The organism is Anabaena sp. FACHB-83, from assembly GCF_014697485.1.
In the GTDB taxonomy this organism is placed as follows: Bacteria; Cyanobacteriota; Cyanobacteriia; order Cyanobacteriales; family Nostocaceae; genus Nostoc_B.
This window is the reverse complement of the sequence record NZ_JACJRY010000007.1, coordinates 28574-48890: the sequence shown is the minus strand read 5'-3', so window position 1 is coordinate 48890 and position 20317 is coordinate 28574. Positions and strand designations below refer to the sequence as shown.

The window sequence follows — 20317 nt, the reverse complement described above, 5'->3', positions numbered from 1 at the left end:
GCAGTAATTTCAACGAATATCTCGCTTATCCTTGTAATTACCAAAATTGCAGAAGAATTCAGAAGCCAGAACAAAAGTATGTGGCGAAGCACCAACAACAGTGAGAAGCAGCAAATTAAGAATTTTGTGGGAGTTTTAAACCTTTTATTCAGCCAACACTCGCACAGGATTCAGTTCTGAATTCTGGCGACTGACTCCTGAATTCTATTTTGATAATTTCAAACTAGGTATTTATGTACTTCTTGTACACAAATACCATCTCGTTGAATTTGCTTTGCTTGATAATTTAGTAATGGTTCAGGTTAATACCTGCTTCTTTAGCCATTGCTTCTAAACCTTTGATTTCTAAGGTTTTGATAGCTTTGGTAGATATTTTCAGTTTGACCCAACGATTTCCGCCTGGCCACCAAACGCGCTTGGTTTGGAGGTTGACTTGTTGAAGACGCTTTGTACGGCGATGGGAGTGAGAAATTGCAAAAGCGTTATTTGCTTTTTTACCAGTTAGTTGACAGCGACGAGACATAGGAATTTGGATTTTAATACAACCTTTCTATTTTAGGGCTTCGGAAACAGAATCGGGAGAGTGAGTAGTGGGACTACTTGATTAAACCCGAATTTCTCACGCATGAGTGGGGAGTGTGGGGGGTGTAGGTGTTCAAAACCCTTACACCCATTTCAACAGGCAACTTTTCTGTGTCAGCCTGGTGCTAACAGCACTATTTACTGACTTGTTCTGTTAGTTTGGTGAGTACATCGTTAGAACGCTCGACAAAAGATTTCATTCCTTCTGCGTCAAATCCTTTTTGAGACATCAGTGCTAAATCATAAACGTGTTGACAAATCATATTGACTAGCTGACCTGTCGGGGACTCTGCACCATCTTGAATGATGCTACCTTGGTTGAGATTTGCCAAATTTTGAATTAGGGGATGGGCAGTGTTGACCAGTAAGATATGGTCTTCAGGAAATTCTGCGTTTTGCTGCTGCATCATAGCGTTCATTTCTCGCAAGCGGCGAAGAATTTCTGGTAAGAGTACCATTGCTGGGGGTGTGCCTTGAGGATCTTCAGATTTTAAAGCTTCGGTGCGAATGTTAACTTTGGGTTTGTTGAGAGCTTTTTCAAAGAGTTCTTTGATGACTTCACTCTTGGTTTTATTGGTTTTGGGGTCAACGATTTCGCCAGATTTGTCTTGTTCTAGCAGTGTATTATCTAAGTCGGAGTCTACACGGGAAAATTTGACATCATTATATTCTCGTTCCAAGAAGTTAATGAAGTGAGTATCAATGAAGGAGTCCATAAATAGAACTTCCAAGCCTTGATTTTTGTGTAATTCTATGTATGTGGCTTGGCTGGCTTCATCGGTACTGTAGAAAACGCGGTTTTCGTGGCGTTCTTTGTTGCGTTCTAAGTATTCTTTGATGGTGGTGTAGGGAGAGGTGCTAGATTTGGCTGGGCTGACATCTTGCCAAACGTCACCTTCTTGAGACTGTACTTCAACGGCGGGAGTTTCCGTGGCTGTTTGGTCAAATTTGGCAGTGCTGCGGAAGATGATAATATCTTCGACTTGTTTTTTGAATTTTTCGTCGTTGAGAGTGCCAAACTTGACGAAAGTGCCGAGATCCTTCCAAGCATTAATGTACTGCTCACGGTCATCTCGGTACAGTTCTTTGAGGCGATCGCCTACTTTTTTGGCTATGTAATCGCCGATTTTGCGGACGGTGCGATCGCCTTGTAGCGCACTGCGGGAAACGTTCAACGGAATATCGGTGCTATCAATGACACCCCGCATTGGCATTAAGAATTGCGGAATGATTTCGTCACAGTTGTCGCTGACGAAAACTTGATTGCAGAATAACTTGATTTGCCCTTTTGTCACATCCACATCTGGGCGCATTTTAGGGAAATACAAAATACCGTTGATAATAAACGGATAATCTGTATTCAGATGCACCCACAGCAACGGTTCTTCTTGGAAAGGATAAAGATAGCGATAAAACTCTAAATAATCTTCTTTGGTTAAACTGTTGGGAGAATCTCGCCAAGGCGCTTTTTGTCTATTTAATACTTCACCATCCAATTTGATGGGTACTGGCATGAAGTCGCAATAAGTCTTGACAAGATTCTTAATACGTGCAGCTTCTAGATAATCTTCCTCATCTGGCATTAAGGTGAGGGTGATGGTAGTACCGCGAGTAGTGCGGGAAGAGTCATCTAAAGTAAATTCTGGTGAACCATCGCAAATCCAGTGAACTGCTTGTGAACCTTCTTTATAAGATAGGGTATCAATTTCTACTTTTTGTGCCACCATAAACGAAGAGTAGAAACCTAACCCGAAATGACCGATAATTGGTTGGTCTGCTTTCCCTTCATATTTGTGGATAAATTCTTCCGCACTGGAAAAAGCAACTTGGTTAATATATTTTTTGACTTCCTCTGCGGTCATCCCAATACCATTATCGGTAATGGATAGCGTTTTTTTATCTTTGTCAATAGCAATTAGAATTTCTGGTTCGTCTACATCACCATTGTATTCTCCGGCGCGGGATACCATTTTCAGCTTTTGGATCGCGTCTACGGCATTGGAGACTAATTCCCGCAGGAAAATTTGATGATCTGAGTAAAGGGACTTCTTGATAATCGGGAAAATATTCTCAGTATGAATACTGATAGTGCCTTGTTCTAGCATGATTGGTAGTTTTGGATGATAGTATCTGAAATTTTCAGGTTATGGCGCATACACCTTGGTCTACTGCAATTAGAGGTAAATCCAGATAGTACAGCCAGCCATGATACCAATTAGGATTTTAAAAGCATAGCTTAAGCGATCGCACTTTGTTCGAGGCTTGTTTGCCCCCAAGCTATGATGCGGATTTCCCTACCTTTGAGAAAGTATGATACTGAGTGAACAACCTTAATTGTTTTCGGTGGTTTTTTCCAAGACTAAAAAATAGTGATAAGGATTCACAGGATCGGTAAATTCTTGTTTTACCTTTAACCCTGCATTAGTAATTGATTTTAAAATCCGCTTTTGGGGATAGCCTTTTAACCCTACTTCCCAGTAATGCTGATCAGATATGGGTTTTGTACTCCAGAATTTGGGAATTTTAAGTGATAGATATCTTGGTCTGGGTATGTCGGAGACTCTTAATTGTAATGCTAAATATAGGCTATTATAAGGAAGCGAAATTACCAAATATTTCTTTGTGGCTGCTGCCAGTTTTTGTAAAGCTTTTTCTGACTGTTCATAAGGTAGGTGTTCTAAGACTTGAAATAGCACAATAACATCAAATTTATCTTTTGGTAATGCAAAATCTTGTGCTAAATCTAAAGTTATATCTGGGTTGAGATGAGGGTCAATATCTGCTGTAGTTACTTCATAACCATTGCGCTTGAGTATTTCGGTTAATAAGGAATTGTAAATTCCTATTTCTAAAATATGGTTAACTTTTTTACCAAGGGAAAATATCAATCGCAACTGATGGTGATAACTGATGAATCTGTCTTTCGATAAATATTCTGAATTTTTTAGGTCTAATGATGTAATTAGCTGCATAAAAAATTACCTGTTTTATCTAGGTTTAGGGAGTATATGATTCAAGTTTTCCCACAAAATCACTTTAAGTAACAGTTTATAGCGTTTCTCAGTTGAGTGCAGTACACGTAGATAGGGAACAGAGGCTAGGGACTAGAGGCTAGTACAACAAGGCAAAAGTAAAAAGGCAAAAGTAAAAAGAAAGAATAACGATACCACAAGCCTTTTAGCAATTTCTTATGGTCTGTTTATTTACGCCGACCTGTACTAGGGGCTAGATGAATGTACCTAATGGAGATGAAAAACGCTGTAAAGGATAAGTGGGTTCACAACTATTTCATTTTGAAAAAAATTTACTAGCCAGTCTTTGACGCTGCGAGTTGCGTGACAGTCGTCTTCGTTGTAGCGTTGGATGATTTATAAGAAAGAGCGATCGCCTGCGAGATAATTTACCAATCAGTACTTGTACTACAACAGGATGGTTTATAGAACTGTAGCTGTTTGTTGTACAGATTGAAGAAAATGAATCACTTCTTGAATTACTGAATTCTGGCGTAAAATTTTCAGATCATCATTTGTCAATTGCTGGGTAATCGAAGATTGGCTATAGTCTCTTTGAGACTGAGATAGAAGTTGTTTTAGAACTTTATTGGGTTGAGAAGTTGCCAAACTTAGCATTTCTGGAGATGGTTCATATCCTAGCAAGCGAGACAATAGACTTCTATCTTGGAAAAAGATAATTTCTATTGAGGGAACAGCCAGAATAACTTTAACTTGCGTATCAATAGCTACACTTTTCACTATCTCTTCAATACTACTGAGACGTTCCTGAACCACCTCTGGAGCTACTGAATCCGCATCAGCGACAATAGCGATTGGTACTTGTCGGCGAACAACTAAAGAACGCGCCAGTGATTTAATCGCAGATAATCCACCAGCAGCAACAATTTCAATGTTATTCAGTAGTTCTTTTGGCAGAACACGTTGAAGTAATTCAACGTCGGAAGCTCCTTCGCAAACAATGTAAGCGATCATGGAATATCTCTCTCCCTAACGTCATAATCAAAAAAAATATCTTATTATTCAGAATGGTAACAAGGAGGATAAGTAAGACAAGGGGGATAGAGGTTTTGTTGAGTAAACAAATTTTTGGAATAGATTTACAAACTGACTTCTGATTCTTGAATGATGCTGCATTCATTCTGAAAAAAATTTACTAGCCAATCTTTGACACTGCGAGTTGCGTGACAGTCGTCTTCGTTGTAGCGTTGGATAATTTCTAAGAAAGAGCGATCGCCTGTTTCTAACCATTGATCATACCAGTAGATACATTTAGCGCCACTGGCTTCTTTATCGCGCCATTCAAAGCCTAACCATCGCGCAATTACTTTCAGGGCATAACTTTCTACAGGTAAGGCCACACTTTGAATTAATTGTTCGTAGACATCTACAAATCTATTTAAAACAGGATTAACTAAAGATTTTGGTGTGTGATATAGCTTGGCTAATCTTTTAACTGTGTCAAATTCGTAAACACAAAAATGATAAATTGGGGCATCGGGATATTGCCAAACTAAGTTAATAAATTGTCGCCAAACTAATTCTTCATCTTCTGGATTTTCCGCTAAAAAAGAATGAAATTGTTGTGTATTATTTTGTCTATCAACAACTAAAACGCCTAACAGGTAATCTAAATCTAAGTCGGGCTGGGCTTCAATATCAAAATACAGTTCTATAGGAGCAGTAAAGGTCAGTTCTGCTGGCGGTAAGGAACTTGGTAAAATTAACGGACGTTGTTCAATAACCGCTTGGGCTTGAATAGTTAACTTAGTTGCTACTACGCTATCAAACCCTGGTAAGTCTTCTAAGATAGCGGGATTTGTATTGGCTAAAGATTCTAGGGTGGTGAGGGAAAGGGCTTGGAGTTGGGCGTAACGTACGGGTGTGACTCCTGGTAATAAAGAAAGATGTTTTTGTGCTTGGGCGATCGCATAACATTGACTATGCCAGTGGCAAAGATTACACTTTTGCCGTGAAATAAACATCTCTGGCGGTTCTGGTGATTTGATTGCTGCAATGAACTCCTCTAGAATTTGCAACATCTGGGGTGTCCATTTCGCCAAATCTACGGGATAGCTAATGTCTTTGGTACGTAAGATTAACCAAGCTTTATCAGGGGTGACTCCCTGAATTGTGGCTAAGGCTTGGGCGTGAAATGCTGACACAACTTGATATTCTTGTTTGGGACGTTTACCAAGTTCCATATTTGCAGGAACATACATCCAATCACCAAAGCAAGACTCTCCTGACTGTTTTACCAGTAAATCTGGACGGCTGAGGAGTGTATAGTTTTCGCTGGCGGTTTCTACCCAGTCTTGATAATTGCTTAACAGTACTCCCTGGTAAATATACTCAACACCACGCTGCATTAATTCTAATGTGGCGGCTTGGGCTGCTTCCCGATTTCCTTGTGGATATTGCGGTTTTTCATAGTCAAACCCTGCCAAAATCCCTTGATGATAGATAACTTTGTCTTGTTGCAATTTAGACAACAAGTCATTCGGTGCATCTCTCAGGCTTTTGTCAGCATTAATATCTAAAATTGGTCGGCGTTTACAGCGTTGGTATTGTAGTAAATGTTCAGCATTAATCAACATTAATTTAAGCTAACAATAATTGTGGCTTTTTGGGGTTGAGATCAAGGTTACAGGTTACAGTTTACAGAAATTATTCTGTTCACTTGTCGCTGTTCCCTACCCCAAGGGTTGAGAGTAAAAATATTGAGATTCGACACATGACTAGTGTTTCTGCTATCCAAACTGACTTGCATCACCATCGAGATCAATTTCCCGCTTTAGCTAATAAGCTTTATTTTAACTACGGTGGACAAGGGCCGTTACCCAAACAGGCAATTGCAGCCATAATTCAAACTGAAACTCATATTCAGCAGTTAGGCCCCTTTGGTAATGAAGTTGGACGCTGGATAGGTTCTTATATTCAAACTATCAAACAAGCGATCGCCACGGAACTCAACGCCCCCCCTGAAACTATCACTCTGACAGAAAATGTGACTGTGGGCTGTAATATTCCTTTGTGGGGACTTGATTGGCATCCAGGCGACCATCTGTTATTGTCGGACTGTGAACATCAAGGGGTAATTGCCGCAGCTAAAGAAATTGGGCGACGGTTTCATGTAGAAGTTACCACCTGTCCGTTAATGGCAACTTTAAATGCAGGTGATCCGGTGGCGGTTGTTGCCCAAAATTTACGCCCCAATACCCGCTTAGTAATTCTCAGCCACGTCCTTTGGAATACTGGCCAAGTTCTGCCCCTTGACAAGATTATAGAAGTATGCAGAGATAACCATTCTTTAATATTAGTAGATGCTGCCCAATCTGTAGGTTTATTGCCGTTAAATTTAACGCAATTGGGGGCAGATTTTTATGCGTTTACTGGGCATAAATGGTGGTGTGGCCCGGCGGGTGTGGGTGGGTTATATGTCAAACCAGAAGCCTTAGAAAAACTTGCGCCGACATTTATTGGTTGGCGTGGTGTGATTAAAGATAGTCAAGGACAGCCGATAGATTTGTTTCGTGATGGGCGGAGATATGAAGTCGGGACATCGGCTTATTCATTTTATGCGGGATTGGTAGAGGCGATCGCCCTGCATCAAAAATGGGGTACAGCCGAGGAACGTTATCAACAAATTTGTCGCAACAGTGAATATCTCTGGCGTAAATTATCCGTCTTACCGCAAATTAAATGTCTGCGAACTTCCCCACCGGAAAGCGGTTTAGTTTCCTTTCAATTTGTCCAGCATGATTCTCAAACTAGTTTCAAACTAGTGCAGTTTTTGGAAAATAACAAGATATTTACCCGTACAATTGCTAAACCTGATTGTGTTCGCGCCACCGTTCACTACTTTACTTTAGAGTCAGAGATGGATGAGTTAGTCGAACAAATAGAGAAATTTAGTCAATAGTCAAACGACTAAATAATTAAGATTTCATACTTCATACTTCACACTTCATACTTTTCCATGAAACGCCCCATCTTATATGTAGCTATAACTAATCACGGTTTTGGTCATGCTACTCGTACAGCATCGGTAGCGGCAACTATTCAAAAGTTGTGTCCTGATGTACTTTTAATTATGGTGACGACCGCACCGCGTTGGTTGCTGGAGTCATATATCGAAGGTGATTTTATCCATCGTCCCCGCGCTTTTGATTTGGGTGTTATACAAGCTGATAGTTTGACAATGGATAAAGACGCAACTTTAGCAAAATTATTAGAAATTAAAAAGCAGCAAAATTCTTTAATTGCATCGGAAGTTAATTTTATCAGACAAAATCGGGTTGATTTAATTTTGGCTGATATTCCGTTTCTTGCGCCTTTGTTTGCCAAATCTGCAAGTATTCCTTGTTGGATGATGAGTAACTTTGGTTGGGATTTGATCTACAGAGATTGGGGTGGTGAGTTTGTGGCGATCGCAGATTGGATTAGTGAGTGTTATTCTAAGTGCGATCGCTTGTTTCGTTTACCCTTTCATGAATCAATGTCGGCTTTTGAAAATATCATCGATGTGGGTTTAACAGGTGGTTCACCACGTTATTCTGCCGATGAATTACGCGCTAATTGGGGCATAACTGCACCACAAGATAAAACTATTTTACTCACATTTGGCGGCTTAGGTTTACAACAAATACCTTACGCAAATTTGCAAAATTTCCCAGATTGGCAATTTATCACCTTTGATAAATCTGCACCAGATTCAACAAATTTATTCAAAATTCATGATAATAAATATCGCCCTGTAGATTTTATGCCAATTTGTGGACGGATAGTTTCTAAACCGGGTTATGGTACTTTTTCTGAGGCGACAGGTTTAGAAGTTCCTTTAGTGACAATTCCCCGTGATGATTTTGCCGAAGCCAGTTATCTTTTAGAGGGAATTACTAATTACAATCATCATCAAATTGTCACCCCCGCAGAATTTTTTACAGGTGATTGGAATTTCCTCCATGAATTACCCCAACCACCACAGCAAAGCCAAAAAATTGCCAAGGATGGAAATGAAGCGATCGCTCAGGCTATTATCGAGCGAATAAGGTAGGTTTTTGATGGGACGAGGGGGACAAGGGGGAATTTTGACTGGTTTAGGTTCACAACCCTTACACCCATAAACCCTTACACCCTTAAATCTCTATACTGATTTACCTCCGGAATTAATGCTTGTGCGATAAGGATAGATATGGCGCATTTCAAAGCGACATTGTTCCCATAGTGGTAATAATGCTTGTTTAGCTACATTTAATTGACCTTGCGAGTGATTAATTTTGCCATTTTCGATAATCCAAATAAATATTCGTGTAATTAAATCTGCTTCCCAACTAGGAATATATTTACAATTATTTATCTTGGCAACTTGGTTATCTAAACAATAAATAACATCTTTAAAATTCCAAATTTCTTGTCTGGATATCTCGGCTGAGGGATGTTTCCAGATTATTTTTTGTAAGTTCATTGTGATATAATCTAAGCCTGCGATCGCAGTATCGGTATTCCTCACTAAATCGGTGAATACTTGATAATATTGCTGTAAACAACCAGTGGCAATATTTACAATATATGCTCTTAACCATACTTGGATATCCCGCAGATAAGGCAGAAAATCTTTAACATCATTTATTTCTTTAAATGCTGTATGTTGACTAGGGTAATTTAAGATATTTTTCTCTAAATCAAATTCTAAAATTTGAAATTTTTGCGAGTGATAACTCATCACTTGCGGAATATATTTTTCGATTAACCAAGTTTTTGTATATTTAGCTGTCCATGTACCTCTTATCCCGATATCTTCTTGCCAAGAATTAAGGTTACTGCTTTCTAATGTGGCGATGTGACTATCGTTGATTTCGTACAATATATCAACTTGATTATTAGATAACGCCGAGTAAGCATTACTGAAACGCGGCACAATAAAAGCATGATCCCTAATTCCCCGACTGACGCGAATAGAAGTACTATCTTGGTCAAATACATGCCATTCTGATTTACCTTGAGCGTAATTAAATTTTTTAATAAAATTGTGCATAATTTTCCAGAGTTTTACATCTACAGAAAATAGATGAAAGCCTCTAACATCGGGAAATTCAACAAATTTAAAATCCCAGGTTTCTAAATAATTCTCAAATTCAATAATTTTATTTTGATACGCCTGACAAACAGCATCCACACATAAACATAAATCTGCCGCTTCTAACTCAGATACAATGACTGTTGTTTGTCCTAAATAAGCCTCAAAAGTATCTGTATCTAGTTGTTTTAAAAAACGACGACAACCCCATTCAGGCTTAGTGTAGAGTCCCGTCATTAATTGACCTAAAATTTGCTGATGGTTGAGGGAAATTTTCAACCCTCTCAGCATCACGCTACTAAATTGAATTACACAATCACCTTTGCCAAAAGCCTGTGGTAAATTGCACTCCATCAGCACTTTTGGTTTAACAACAGTTAAGTGATTACCTTTTTTTAGTAAACAAGGTTCAAACTCAGCCTTTTCTAAAATATGGCTAAATTCTTGATGTCGTCTTAAATATTTTTCTATGCTGCTAAATTCAGGAGATTTAAAATTATTGACTGTAGTTTTAGGAATTTTTCTAACTAAATCAAAATTAAGCTGATAATAAAGATTTTCAGCAACTTGACTATTTCTCAATGTATCAATTATCCCATCAAATATCAATTCTTCTCGATGGTAAGGAAAATATTTGAATATTTTGAGACTATATCCATTAGTAATGATGAAAAATATAGGTTTGAGATAAGTGCTGTAAAATTTAGCTTGGGTAATAGCTTCAGAAAAATATTGTGTATTTGGTGCTAAATAAATAATAATTATCAATGATGTGTCAGAATTTTGCTGAACTACATCATCGGTAGCAAAATAAATTTGAGAATTTTTGAGTTGTTTGGCTGGGTTCTCTGAATTATTACTGGTTAAACTATACTTACTCTGCCGATATGAATCTGGATAACCCAAATATTGAAACATCGGCAAAATAAACTTTTTTTCGACATCTCCTTCAGTTTGTAAAACACGAATATCAAATACTTGTATCCACCTAATAAATAATTGCAGCGAGTCAGGAATATACATTAGAGAATCCTGCGAATACTCTGTCAGTTGCCACAGAGATTTTAGATTTTGCCAAAAATATTAGATAAATTCTATGTGCGTTGATACAAAAAGGGCGTGGGGAGTGGGGAATAGGGAGTAGGAAAGAACTTAGCCCCGACGAATGGAATTTGTGGCCATAAAAAACAAAGTCCGCACTTCGACCCTTCTCCTGCCGGAGACGCTACGCGAACGACAAGCTCAGGGCATCGCAAGCTCAGTGAACACCTACGCGGACTTTCTAAAAACCCGCGCAGGCGAGTTTCGTTTGTATAGCCCCAGACTTCAGTCTGAGGGCTATGTGCCGATACCAATTCTATAAATGAGAAGTAGAGACATTGTATACAACGTCTCTACAACAAAATCAACTAGCATCTTCATTGAGAAGCGGGATTATTTGCTATGGTTTCCAAAAAAGTCAACCCTAAACTACAGCAGCGACTTTTTCTAACAATCCTTGAAATAAACTTAATCCATCACTATCACCAAGCATCTTATCAGATGCCCTTTCTGGGTGTGGCATCATCCCCAAAACATTGCCTTGGCGATTGCAAATCCCGGCAATCTTGTTGAGTGAACCATTGGGGTTCTCGCCTGCATAGCGGAATACCACCTGGCCATTGTCTTCTATTGCCGATAAAGTGGCTCTATCAGCATAAAAGCGCCCTTCTCCGTGGGCAATGGGTAGGGTGATGGTTTGTTGACTGGTGTAAGCTTGTGTCCAAGGAATATTTGTATTTTCGACTTTTAACGGGACGCGATCGCAAATAAAATGCAAATCTCGATTTCTCGTTAATGCCCCAGGTAACAGCTTGGCTTCAGTTAATACCTGAAACCCGTTACAAATACCGAGGACAAACTTACCTTTTTGCGCGTGTTCAATCACCTGCTGCATCACAGGCGAAAATCGAGCGATCGCACCACAGCGCAGATAATCACCATAACTAAAGCCTCCTGGGATGATAATTACATCCAAATCAGCTATGTCGGTGTCTTGATGCCAAACCATGCGCGTTGGTTGACCTAACAAGTCTCTGGTGACATAAGCCACATCGCGATCGCAATTAGACCCTGGAAAAACAATAACGCCGAATTTTGTCATTTGTTATGTGTCATTGGTCATTTGGATATGGACAAGTAAAAATTAAAAAGGCAAAAGTAAAAAGGCAGAAGATTTAGTCCTTTTTACTTTTACCTTTTACCTTTTACCTTCTAAAACACTCCCGTCTGCGTTTCGACCTCAATTAAGTCAAATCGATAGTTCTCAATTACAGGATTGGCTAACATTTGGTCACAAATGTTATCTAAGTCCCTCCGTGCTTTAGTCTCATCCTGAGAGATGATGGTAAGTTCTATGTACTTACCAATCCGCACGTTTTCAACTGTTTCGTATCCCATCTGCTTGAGACCAGATTGTACAGCCACACCAGCAGGGTCTAGGACTGAAGGACGAAGCGTTACATGAATTTTGGCTAAATACTTCCGTTGCACAGTTTTTTTGCTGAATGCTGCGATCGCTATACTATAACTTTCTGTTCCAACTGAGTGAAAATAAGATTGTGAAACAGTTAAAGTTAATTTATTAGATAGCCAGTATAACAGCTTCCACTACAGTGGCGAATATCCACAACTACTTATGAGAGCCATACGCACCCGCAGTCAAGAGCGGATTTTAAACCTACTGAAAAGCGTCAAACAAGGCATTTCCGCCCAAGACATTTATATTGAATTGCGGAATCGCAATCAAAATATGGGTTTAGCCACAGTTTACCGTTCCTTGGAAGCTTTAAAACTTGAAGGTTTGGTGCAAGTGCGAACTTTAGCTAATGGTGAAGCCCTCTATAGCTTAGTACAGCAGGACAAACACCACCTCACCTGTCTGCAATGTGGTATGTCAATTCCTATTAATCAATGTCCAGTCCACGACCTGGAAGACCAATTACAAGTAAGCCACAAATTTAAAATTTTCTACCACACCTTAGAATTTTTCGGTTTGTGTGATCAGTGTCAGGTTAGTCAATAGTCATTTGTCCTTTGTCATTTGTTACTAATCTCTGACACTGTTCTCAGTTAACATAATAGCTGATGGGAAAAGTAACACCAATGACTAATGACTATTGACCAATGACCAATGACTATTGACCATTCACATCAGGTATTTCCTTACCCAGCCAAGCGTTAGAATCTACATTAGTGTCAGACACTATTGAGCGAATACCCTCAAAAGCCGCCGGAATTGTGCGGGGATCGATAAACATGACTTTGCTGCTATCGCTTTTACCAATAGTCGCGCCCATATCGAGATAACCCAACGCAAACAGAACTTCTAAAGCTTTACTCGCGCTGGGTTGAGAATTAATTTTTTGGGCGATGATTTCGGCTGATTCCGCAATGGCTTGGGCTTTGAGAACTTGTTGTTGACGTTCGGCTTGGGCTTTCAGAACAATGGCTTTTTGTTCAGCTTCAGCCTGCAAAATTAATGATTTTTGCCGCGCTTCTGCATCGAGAATTTGGGCTTCTGCTTTACCTCTAGCACTATTAACTGCGGCTTCCCGTTCACCTTCAGAATTTAAAATTGCAGCCCGTCTGCGGCGTTCGGCGGACATTTGCAATTCCATTGATTCGCGTACTGCTTGGGAAGGAATAATATCTCGCAGTTCTACCCGTGTGACTTTCACTCCCCAAGGGTCGGTAGCAATATCTAAATCTCTCAATAAAATTTCATTAATTTGGGAACGGGCAGTAAAGGTTTCATCTAACTCTAGTTGTCCCATTTCTGAGCGAATTTGAGTTAGTACTAAGTTGGTCATTGCTGACTGAAGATTTTCAACTTTGTACCAAGCTTTTTCCATATCAACTATTCGCCAGTAGACCACCGCATCTACTTCAATACCCACGTTGTCACGGGTAATACATTTTTGTGGCGGAATATCTAAAACCTTTTCGCGGATGGTTTGTTGGTAAACGATTTTATCTAAAAAAGGCACAACAAAATTCAGTCCTGGTTCGAGCTTTTTGTTATAGCTACCCAATCTTTCTACCAAAGCTTCATTACCTTGATTGACCACTTTTACAGAACCAGCCAAAGTAGAACCACCAAGGGCTAAAAAAATTAATAACAAAAACTGTTCCACTGTAAATCTCCTGGTTATTAAATCTCTTAGTTGTTAACCTTTATACTTCACACTTCATATTATGAATGCAACAAATTTTCTGGCATGACAATTAACGTAGTACCTTCTCTTCTGACTACGTAAACACGTTGGTGGGGAGCGATATCAAGTTTGTCATCATCACATTTAGCCCGCCAAGAATTGCCTTCATATAGCACTCGTCCAGTTTTGCCTGCCGGAATTTCTGTTAAAGTTTCCGCTACAATGGCATCCTGAATTTTTGATTTGCGTCGTTGCGGTTGTAAATATCGCCGAGATAGTACTATTAAAATTGTGGACAGCAATAGCCAAATTGCTACTTGTAGCCATAAACTCAAACCAAATTGGGAAAGTAGCGCCACCGCAAAGGCACTAATACCCATCATGAAGGCGACAAAAGCCGACGGTAAAAACAGTTCTAATAAACACAAACCTGAGCCAGCTAGGAGCCAAATTAAAGTAGAACTTGGCATAGCGCCATCCTAGAAACTACATTTACGAAAAAGATTTCTAAGATTAGATTCACTGAGAAATCGGTGTTTTACAGAAAACTAAATTTGTCTTGTGAAAATTAATTGTGATTAACATCGATGACAAGATGTAGCCAGAGGTACACAAAACCAGTCTATTCTAGGCAGCAAGGCTTTGACATCTAAATGTAATCGAAGTTCACTAAAAAAGTGCTGAGTTGAAAGTGCTGAGTGCTGAGTTAAATCAGAGTAGCATTACTGAAGAGTTGAGTGGTGGAGCGATCGCACCTTATAAATTCTGAATATTTACCTGATAAAATCAGGTGGAGCTTTTGAATTAGGTCACAAGCCTTGTTAGCAGCATTACTTTATGGTCAGGAAGATTTACGGTTAGAGCAAGTAGCTGACCCCACACCAGCAGTCGGTGAAATCGTGATTCAAGTGGGTGCAGCGACAACTTGCGGTACAGATTTGAAAGTTTGGCGGCGTGGTGGTCATGCCAAGATGTTGAAACCACCAACGCTATTTGGTCATGAAGCCGCAGGGACAATTGTTGCGGTGGGTGCAGGTGTGGGTAATTGGCGAGTGGGCGATCGCGTTGTGGCCAACAACTCTGCGCCTTGCATGGAATGTTTTTTTTGTCAACGCCAAGAGTATTCTTTATGCCCGAATTTAACTTGGAATAATGGCACATTTGCCGAATACTTAAAAATTCCTGCACCCATTGTCCAGCATAATTTATTGCACCTGCCCGATGAATTACCTTTTGCATTGGCGGCGATGACTGAACCATTAGCTTGTGTATTGCATGGTGTCGCTCGTTCCCATATCAAACCCAAAGATAAAGTAGTGATTTTGGGAGATGGGGCGATTGGCTTGATGTTTGTTGCGGCATTGGCTGATAAGGTTGAAGTATTACTCTGGGGAGGAAGTGACCAAAGGCTAGAAATCGGTCAAAAGCTTGGTGCAGCACAAACATTTAACTATCATCAAATTTCTGATATTCCGGGTGTGGTGAAAGAACTTACCCAAGGCTGGGGCGCAGATGTAGTGATTGAAGCTACTGGTGTACCTAGTGTATGGGAAACTGCGATTGCCTGCGCTCGTCCTGGCGCAACAGTCAACTTATTCGGTGGCTGTCCACGAGATACAACAATTACAGTCAATACAGAACAATTACACTACAGCGAACTTACATTAAAAGGCGTATTTCACAACACACCGAAATATGTGCGATCGGCACTTGCAATGATAGCCAGTCAAAAACTACCTTTAGAATTACTCATAAGTGAAAGCCGACCTTTAAAAGATTTAGAACAAGTCTTTTATGATATGAAAGCACGTCAAGTCATTAAAGTTGCAATGGTTTGTAACCAGAATTGAATTTTTCTATGATTGACCATAAAAATGAGTAGGGAAGCCACCTAAAACAATGGCTCCCCTACACTCAGTATTACAAAAGTTTTACCGCGCCCAAGGTGTTATTCTGACAGTTTTACTGTGGAATTAAAAACTTAGCGACGGTTTGCACATCTTTGTCACCGCGTCCAGAACAGTTAATGATAATTCTGGGACTGCCGTTAAGTTGGGGACAGAGAGTGTCGAGATAGGCGATCGCATGAGAAGTTTCCAAAGCTGGGATAATCCCTTCTAAGCGGGACAGTTTTTGAAATGCTGCCAAAGCTTCTGCATCTGTCACACTGTAATATTCTGCCCGATTCGTATCTTTTAAATAACTGTGTTCTGGCCCTACACCGGGATAATCTAACCCCGCACTAATTGAGTGCGCCTCGGTAACTTGTCCATCTTCATCTTGTAGTAGATAGCTCATCGCGCCGTGCAGAACACCAACTCGACCTTTTGTCAAGGTGGCGGCGTGTTTCTCTGTATTCACACCTTCACCAGCAGCTTCTACCCCAATTAACCGCACAGATGGTTCATTGACAAACTCATAAAACAGTCCCATTGCATTGGAACCACCACCCACACAAGCCAAGAGAATATCCGGTAAACCACCCCACTTTTCTAAAGCTTGGGCGCGAGTTTCTTGACCAATCACCGCGTGAAAATCTCGCACCATCATTGGGTAAGGATGCGGCCCAGCTACAGAACCAAGAATGTAATGAGTTGTTTCAACGTTTGTCACCCAATCCCGAATCGCTTCCGAAGTCGCATCCTTGAGCGTACCTGTACCAGCTTCCACCGGACGGACTTCTGCTCCCATCAACCGCATTCTAAACACGTTCAAAGCTTGGCGTTCCATATCATGAACACCCATGTAAATCACACATTCCAAGCCAAATCGGGCGCAAACTGTGGCTGTTGCAACACCATGTTGTCCAGCGCCAGTTTCAGCAATAATTCGCTGCTTACCCATGCGCTTGGCTAACAATACTTGACCCAAAGCGTTATTAATTTTGTGTGCGCCAGTGTGATTTAAATCTTCCCGCTTTAAATAAATCTGCGCCCCTGTACCATCAGGTCGGGCATAATGAGCAGTCAGCCGTTCGGCAAAATACAATGGTGTAGCGCGTCCCACATAATCCCGCAGCAGTTGTTGGAGTTCTGCTTGAAACTCTGGGTCATGACGATATTGCTGATAAGCTGTTTCCAATTCAGCTAAAGCAGGCATCAGGGTTTCCGGGACGTACTTACCGCCAAAGCGTCCAAAGCGTCCTTGTGTATCGGGAACCTGAGTAGTTGTGGAAGAATTTGGAGAGAGGGGAGTAATAGTCACGGAATTATCTTGATGACAAGTAAAGACTTCATTAATTATAAGGAGTCTGGGGTGGATAAGTAGCTCAGTGTTAAAAGATTATCGCTATGGCACAGCAGAAGGCAGTGGTTCGGCTTCGCGGTAATCGAGCGAAGTCGAGATTCACCGACCAGGCAGGAGGCAGGAGGGAAGAGGGTTATAGCTTTGTTTACCTTTTTTAACTCAGTTTTGTTTTTTCCAACTGATAATACTAATTTGTAATTCGTCATTCAAAACCAATTCTCTATTCAAGATACCTTTGCTTTAAAAACGGTAAATTGCGAACCACTGTTAAACTCGCCTTACCTGACACCATAATGGATGTAGTAGAACTGAATCACTACCGCAATTTTGTATGTCTGCTTCAAAATCAAACTCTGATAAAAAGATTGTCTATCAAGAATTCGGTAACGATAACTCCGCCGCTATTGAAAGACCAATTCAGGAACTTCCACCGCAACAACAAAACTTGAGAATCCAAGCAACCCGCACCGGACGCAAGGGAAAAACGGTAACGGTGATTACTGGGTTTCAAAGCAAGCCGGAAACTTTAGCAGATTTAGTCAAGCAGTTAAAAACCCAATGCGGTACAGGTGGGACAGTCAAAGAGAACACCATCGAAATTCAAGGCGAACACAAGCAGAAAATTTTAGAGATTGTTACCAAATTAGGTTACAAAGCCAAACTCAGTGGCGGTTGAGGATTCAAGTACTAGTAGGTTGGGTGAAGGCGCACGACATATATTGACAAAAATACGGTAAGGGAATTGCATGAAAATAAAGTACCAGTAAACCGAGTTTCGACTCCGCTCAACTCTCGATCTTTGAGGGTTGAGCGAAGTCGAAACCCGGCTGGTTGGGACACTATTAACCCGCAGATCCCTAAGTCTATATTGCGCCGTAACCCAACATCAAATTAGAATACTTTGCCAACATAATTCAGTAGATAACATAAACGCAGTATTCTGAATTTTTATGTCATTTGTTGGTTTCCTCTTCTACTGCTGCGATCGCTTTTAATGAAAAGAACGCATTAAAATATTAACTCTCATCCTCTTCTAGCGCCTTTTGTATGGCTTTCCTGCAAAATTCTGGCGGATCATCTTTGGCTTTTACTGCTTCCTTCATCTCCTTAGTGACACGAAAATTTAGTTGCTCGGTCAAATCTCTACTTTCTGGATTACCGAAATTTTCTGGTTTACCTTTTGACTTAGGCATTTATGTAGAAATATAAATAAGGCTTGAAGCCGATGTTAGCATCGGTTTAGGATTTTTAATCGGTAGTGTTACCAAGCTGGAAACTAGTTCACTACCGAACCACTTTTGTAAATGGCAATTTCTATTTTATGTTTACGCGAACAGAATTAGAACTGTTGACGCTGGCTCAACTGAAAATTTTGTGTAACCGATACGGTTTACGTTCCACTGGTAGCGGTGCTTATAAAGATAACTACATTACTACCCTGATGGCGTTTCCGCTATTGGCTATCCAACAAATGGAAAATAATAAAGGCTTGAGGATACCATCATTTGCAAACTACGAAAATCTGAGTGCAACGCTAGATGAGATGAATGAACCAACAACAGAGCAGATAGCTCTTATTAGAATCTCAATGGAAGGTAGAAGGATGCAAATACCGCAGAGATATCAGCAGGAAAAACTGCTGCATCGCTATCATGCTAAAAATCATCTAGAACAAGTCATCACTCTTCTGGGAATGCAGTAAATTACTGTACTGGTAGGTTGGGGAACTACCTTTGCCTGGATTTCTCACAAGAGAGAAATCCAGGGGTGTGGGAGGGGTGGGAGGGGTGGGAAGTGTGGGAGGATGGTGAAAAAATCTTTCCCCCCACACTCCCCACACTCCCCACACTCCCCTCTCTCCACACCCGCTACCCATACGTGAGAAATTCGGGCTTTAGTGTTTAAGTTCTACCTAACCTACGAGAAATGACTATCAATGAAGACTTGTTGATAGCGATCGCACTGATGTTCACCGAACTGTAGGATAAGATTACTAATAAATTAACAGGCAAGAGGCAGATAATGTCAGTCGTGAAAGTTGAAGTACAATTATCTTCCGAAGAGTTGCTCAAAGCAGTTGAGCAATTAAACTTGTCTGAGTTAGAACAATTTGTAGCGCAAGTGATTGTTTTACAGGCACAACGTAAAGCTACTAAACTGCCACAAGCAGAAGCGGAATTATTACTCAAAATTAATCAAGGCATTCCTGTAAACCTTCACAGAGATTACCAAGAATTGATTGCTAAACGAGATGATGAAATTCTCTCTGAAGATGAGTATCAAAAATTATTGCAATTAACTGAGGAAATCGAAAAAATCCAAGCACAGCGTCTAGAAAATTTAGCAGAATTAGCAAGTTTGCGTGGCATTTCTCTAAATACTTTAATGGAAAATTTAGATATTCACGCAACAAACCATGTCTGAAAATAGAGTGACTGCACAGCAGAAAAAGTTGGTGGTTCAGCGAGCTAATGGATGTTGCGAATATTGTAGAAGCCAAGAACGCTTTGCTCTTCAAGCTTTTTCTGCCGAGCATATTATTCCCAAAAGTCAAGGCGGAGAAACAAATATAGATAATTTGGCTCTTTCTTGTCAGGGTTGCAACAATCACAAATATAATAAAATCGCAGGTTATGACCCGGTAACAGGCGAAACTGTGCCTCTATATCACCCACGTCAACAATTATGGAATGAGAATCTTGCGTGGAATAATGACTTTACACTAGTTATTGGTTTGACTGCAACAGGCAGAGCTACGATAGAAACCCTACAGTTGAATCGAGAAGGAGTTGTGAATTTACGTCGAGTATTATACGCAATGGGTGAACATCCTCCAGAATGTTAATGTTTGATAACAATTTTGAGTATATGTTCAGTCTCTTGTGCGTCTCCACAGCACTTGCTAGAACGCAAAAACAGCCCCGTAGGTAGCATCAGATGGACAATATTCTGGCAATGCTATCTTTGAGGAGTATAAATATAGTCTGACAGGAGGCTTATATGGACTTAATTAGGCTTGTAGCGGCGGTTTTTCTACCCCCTTTGGGAGTATTTTTACAAGTAGGTTTGGGCAAAGATTTTTGGATTAATATCCTTTTAACGTTTCTAGGGTATATTCCGGGGATTGTACATGCAGTTTGGATAATCGCCAAGAAATAATTGCGATCGCTTGATGATCACCCATTATCGATAGTACGTAAGCA

The 20317-nt window shown here is 40.3% G+C and carries 21 protein-coding genes; 9 read left to right on the top strand and 12 right to left on the bottom strand.

Annotation, left to right across the window (positions count from 1 at the left end; genetic code table 11):
* Window positions 1-286: 286 nt before the first annotated feature.
* The 5 genes from rpmB to H6G79_RS10790 form a co-directional block, all read right to left on the bottom strand.
* Window positions 287-523, bottom strand: coding sequence for a 50S ribosomal protein L28 (gene rpmB, locus H6G79_RS10810; protein WP_190588648.1), 237 nt, complete (start codon window positions 521-523; stop codon window positions 287-289).
* A gap of 193 nt (window positions 524-716) precedes the next feature.
* Window positions 717-2687: a molecular chaperone HtpG gene (htpG, locus tag H6G79_RS10805; protein WP_190588647.1), complete on the bottom strand. Its 1971-nt coding sequence runs from the start codon at window positions 2685-2687 to the stop codon at window positions 717-719.
* 225 nt (window positions 2688-2912) lie between these two features.
* The gene (locus H6G79_RS10800) at window positions 2913-3554 is read right to left on the bottom strand and encodes a bifunctional 2-polyprenyl-6-hydroxyphenol methylase/3-demethylubiquinol 3-O-methyltransferase UbiG (RefSeq protein ID WP_190588646.1); all 642 of its coding nucleotides are present in this window, start codon (window positions 3552-3554) and stop codon (window positions 2913-2915) included.
* A gap of 462 nt (window positions 3555-4016) precedes the next feature.
* Window positions 4017-4568, bottom strand: a complete 552-nt coding sequence (locus H6G79_RS10795; RefSeq protein ID WP_190588645.1) for a hypothetical protein — start codon at window positions 4566-4568, stop codon at window positions 4017-4019.
* 125 nt (window positions 4569-4693) lie between these two features.
* Window positions 4694-6190 (bottom strand): TM0106 family RecB-like putative nuclease, encoded by a 1497-nt coding sequence (locus H6G79_RS10790; RefSeq protein WP_190588644.1) that lies wholly within the window; start codon window positions 6188-6190, stop codon window positions 4694-4696.
* Between the two features lie 137 nt (window positions 6191-6327).
* Here H6G79_RS10790 and H6G79_RS10785 point away from each other — a divergent pair, with 137 nt between their 5' ends.
* Window positions 6328-7515, top strand: a complete 1188-nt coding sequence (locus tag H6G79_RS10785) for an aminotransferase class V-fold PLP-dependent enzyme (RefSeq protein ID WP_190588643.1) — start codon at window positions 6328-6330, stop codon at window positions 7513-7515.
* 57 nt (window positions 7516-7572) lie between these two features.
* On the top strand, window positions 7573-8649 hold the full coding sequence (locus H6G79_RS10780) for a glycosyl transferase (protein WP_190588642.1): 1077 nt from the start codon (window positions 7573-7575) through the stop codon (window positions 8647-8649).
* 90 nt (window positions 8650-8739) lie between these two features.
* Here the strand turns inward: H6G79_RS10780 and H6G79_RS10775 are convergent, their stop codons facing one another.
* From H6G79_RS10775 to purS, 3 genes are all read right to left on the bottom strand, one after another.
* Complete coding sequence (locus H6G79_RS10775) at window positions 8740-10695, bottom strand: type I restriction enzyme HsdR N-terminal domain-containing protein (RefSeq protein WP_190588641.1); 1956 nt, start codon at window positions 10693-10695, stop codon at window positions 8740-8742.
* A gap of 442 nt (window positions 10696-11137) precedes the next feature.
* Window positions 11138-11815, bottom strand: coding sequence for a phosphoribosylformylglycinamidine synthase subunit PurQ (gene purQ, locus H6G79_RS10770; RefSeq protein ID WP_190588640.1), 678 nt, complete (start codon window positions 11813-11815; stop codon window positions 11138-11140).
* Between the two features lie 110 nt (window positions 11816-11925).
* A complete protein-coding gene (gene purS, locus H6G79_RS10765) occupies window positions 11926-12204 on the bottom strand; it encodes a phosphoribosylformylglycinamidine synthase subunit PurS (RefSeq protein WP_062297125.1) in 279 nt (92 codons plus the stop codon).
* 145 nt (window positions 12205-12349) lie between these two features.
* Here purS and H6G79_RS10760 point away from each other — a divergent pair, with 145 nt between their 5' ends.
* Entirely contained in the window at window positions 12350-12736 is a 387-nt protein-coding gene (locus H6G79_RS10760) for a Fur family transcriptional regulator (RefSeq protein WP_190588639.1), read from the top strand.
* Between the two features lie 112 nt (window positions 12737-12848).
* On the opposite strand, the gene H6G79_RS10755 is transcribed toward H6G79_RS10760, so the two are convergent.
* Together H6G79_RS10755 and H6G79_RS10750 are read right to left on the bottom strand one after the other, a co-directional pair.
* On the bottom strand, window positions 12849-13847 hold the full coding sequence (locus H6G79_RS10755; protein WP_190588638.1) for an SPFH domain-containing protein: 999 nt from the start codon (window positions 13845-13847) through the stop codon (window positions 12849-12851).
* A gap of 59 nt (window positions 13848-13906) precedes the next feature.
* The gene (locus tag H6G79_RS10750; protein ID WP_190588637.1) at window positions 13907-14338 is read right to left on the bottom strand and encodes an NfeD family protein; all 432 of its coding nucleotides are present in this window, start codon (window positions 14336-14338) and stop codon (window positions 13907-13909) included.
* Window positions 14339-14686: 348 nt separating this feature from the next.
* Here H6G79_RS10750 and H6G79_RS10745 point away from each other — a divergent pair, with 348 nt between their 5' ends.
* Window positions 14687-15718: a zinc-binding dehydrogenase gene (locus H6G79_RS10745; protein WP_190588636.1), complete on the top strand. Its 1032-nt coding sequence runs from the start codon at window positions 14687-14689 to the stop codon at window positions 15716-15718.
* 112 nt (window positions 15719-15830) lie between these two features.
* Here H6G79_RS10745 and trpB read toward each other — a convergent pair whose 3' ends face one another.
* Window positions 15831-17072: a tryptophan synthase subunit beta gene (gene trpB / locus H6G79_RS10740; protein WP_190588635.1), complete on the bottom strand. Its 1242-nt coding sequence runs from the start codon at window positions 17070-17072 to the stop codon at window positions 15831-15833.
* A 373-nt stretch (window positions 17073-17445) separates the two neighbouring features.
* Here trpB and H6G79_RS10735 point away from each other — a divergent pair, with 373 nt between their 5' ends.
* A complete protein-coding gene (locus H6G79_RS10735; protein ID WP_190588634.1) occupies window positions 17446-17790 on the top strand; it encodes a translation initiation factor in 345 nt (114 codons plus the stop codon).
* A 340-nt stretch (window positions 17791-18130) separates the two neighbouring features.
* On the opposite strand, the gene H6G79_RS10730 is transcribed toward H6G79_RS10735, so the two are convergent.
* The gene (locus H6G79_RS10730) at window positions 18131-18307 is read right to left on the bottom strand and encodes a hypothetical protein (RefSeq protein ID WP_190588633.1); all 177 of its coding nucleotides are present in this window, start codon (window positions 18305-18307) and stop codon (window positions 18131-18133) included.
* A gap of 128 nt (window positions 18308-18435) precedes the next feature.
* On the opposite strand from H6G79_RS10730, the gene H6G79_RS10725 reads away from it, so the two are divergent.
* The 4 genes from H6G79_RS10725 to H6G79_RS10710 all read left to right on the top strand — a co-directional run bounded on the left by H6G79_RS10725 (window position 18436) and on the right by H6G79_RS10710 (window position 20273).
* On the top strand, window positions 18436-18816 hold the full coding sequence (locus tag H6G79_RS10725; RefSeq protein WP_190588632.1) for a hypothetical protein: 381 nt from the start codon (window positions 18436-18438) through the stop codon (window positions 18814-18816).
* Between the two features lie 320 nt (window positions 18817-19136).
* Window positions 19137-19538: an STAS/SEC14 domain-containing protein gene (locus tag H6G79_RS10720; RefSeq protein WP_190588631.1), complete on the top strand. Its 402-nt coding sequence runs from the start codon at window positions 19137-19139 to the stop codon at window positions 19536-19538.
* A complete protein-coding gene (locus H6G79_RS10715) occupies window positions 19531-19959 on the top strand; it encodes an HNH endonuclease (RefSeq protein WP_190588630.1) in 429 nt (142 codons plus the stop codon). The genes H6G79_RS10720 and H6G79_RS10715 overlap by 8 nt, the downstream gene beginning before the upstream one ends.
* 155 nt (window positions 19960-20114) lie before the next feature.
* Complete coding sequence (locus H6G79_RS10710) at window positions 20115-20273, top strand: YqaE/Pmp3 family membrane protein (RefSeq protein ID WP_190588629.1); 159 nt, start codon at window positions 20115-20117, stop codon at window positions 20271-20273.
* Window positions 20274-20317: the final 44 nt, after the last annotated feature.

What these genes read in the sequence shown, in the direction of transcription:
- rpmB (WP_190588648.1), bottom strand. Translation starts at nt 523, where the DNA reads ATGTCTCGTCGCTGTCAACTAACTGGTAAAAAAGCAAATAACGCTTTT.
- htpG (WP_190588647.1), bottom strand. Translation starts at nt 2,687, where the DNA reads ATGCTAGAACAAGGCACTATCAGTATTCATACTGAGAATATTTTCCCG.
- H6G79_RS10800 (WP_190588646.1), bottom strand. Translation starts at nt 3,554, where the DNA reads ATGCAGCTAATTACATCATTAGACCTAAAAAATTCAGAATATTTATCG.
- H6G79_RS10795 (WP_190588645.1), bottom strand. Translation starts at nt 4,568, where the DNA reads ATGATCGCTTACATTGTTTGCGAAGGAGCTTCCGACGTTGAATTACTT.
- H6G79_RS10790 (WP_190588644.1), bottom strand. Translation starts at nt 6,190, where the DNA reads ATGTTGATTAATGCTGAACATTTACTACAATACCAACGCTGTAAACGC.
- H6G79_RS10785 (WP_190588643.1), top strand. Translation starts at nt 6,328, where the DNA reads ATGACTAGTGTTTCTGCTATCCAAACTGACTTGCATCACCATCGAGAT.
- H6G79_RS10780 (WP_190588642.1), top strand. Translation starts at nt 7,573, where the DNA reads ATGAAACGCCCCATCTTATATGTAGCTATAACTAATCACGGTTTTGGT.
- H6G79_RS10775 (WP_190588641.1), bottom strand. Translation starts at nt 10,695, where the DNA reads ATGTATATTCCTGACTCGCTGCAATTATTTATTAGGTGGATACAAGTA.
- purQ (WP_190588640.1), bottom strand. Translation starts at nt 11,815, where the DNA reads ATGACAAAATTCGGCGTTATTGTTTTTCCAGGGTCTAATTGCGATCGC.
- H6G79_RS10760 (WP_190588639.1), top strand. Translation starts at nt 12,350, where the DNA reads ATGAGAGCCATACGCACCCGCAGTCAAGAGCGGATTTTAAACCTACTG.
- H6G79_RS10750 (WP_190588637.1), bottom strand. Translation starts at nt 14,338, where the DNA reads ATGCCAAGTTCTACTTTAATTTGGCTCCTAGCTGGCTCAGGTTTGTGT.
- H6G79_RS10735 (WP_190588634.1), top strand. Translation starts at nt 17,446, where the DNA reads ATGTCTGCTTCAAAATCAAACTCTGATAAAAAGATTGTCTATCAAGAA.
- H6G79_RS10730 (WP_190588633.1), bottom strand. Translation starts at nt 18,307, where the DNA reads ATGCCTAAGTCAAAAGGTAAACCAGAAAATTTCGGTAATCCAGAAAGT.
- H6G79_RS10725 (WP_190588632.1), top strand. Translation starts at nt 18,436, where the DNA reads ATGTTTACGCGAACAGAATTAGAACTGTTGACGCTGGCTCAACTGAAA.
- H6G79_RS10720 (WP_190588631.1), top strand. Translation starts at nt 19,137, where the DNA reads ATGTCAGTCGTGAAAGTTGAAGTACAATTATCTTCCGAAGAGTTGCTC.
- H6G79_RS10715 (WP_190588630.1), top strand. Translation starts at nt 19,531, where the DNA reads ATGTCTGAAAATAGAGTGACTGCACAGCAGAAAAAGTTGGTGGTTCAG.
- H6G79_RS10710 (WP_190588629.1), top strand. Translation starts at nt 20,115, where the DNA reads ATGGACTTAATTAGGCTTGTAGCGGCGGTTTTTCTACCCCCTTTGGGA.